Origin of the sequence: Bacillus cereus group sp. BfR-BA-01379, assembly GCF_022663605.1 — a bacterium.
GTDB classification, from domain to species: domain Bacteria; phylum Bacillota; class Bacilli; order Bacillales; family Bacillaceae_G; genus Bacillus_A; species Bacillus_A mobilis.
The window spans coordinates 1-298 of the sequence record NZ_JAKUFT010000236.1 but is presented as its reverse complement, the minus strand read 5'-3'; the positions used below and the strand labels follow the sequence as shown (position 1 = coordinate 298).

Below are 298 nucleotides of genomic sequence, written 5' to 3'. Positions count from 1 at the left end.
GCCATTTTGTTGATCCTAGACCGTAAGAAGCTTCTAAATAATCAAATGGAACAGAGCGTATTGCATCAGAAGCGATACTAGCAATAGTAGGTAAAATCATAATACTTAATACAACAATACCTGCAATTAAACTAAAGCCCACTCCCCCGAATGAATCACGTAATAGCGGCACTAAAATCGTAACCCCTAATAATCCGTATACAACCGAAGGAATACCAACTAATAATTCTAAAACAGGCTTCAATACTTTATTTCCAAACTTCGGCGAAATTAAATTCATGAATATAGCAAGAGCTAT

1 protein-coding gene is annotated in these 298 nt (G+C 35.6%); it reads right to left on the bottom strand.

Annotated features, from left to right (window positions below; translation table 11 throughout):
- On the bottom strand, positions 1-298 hold a 298-nt coding region (locus MR113_RS27630), incomplete at both ends, for a PstC family ABC transporter permease (RefSeq protein WP_242257503.1).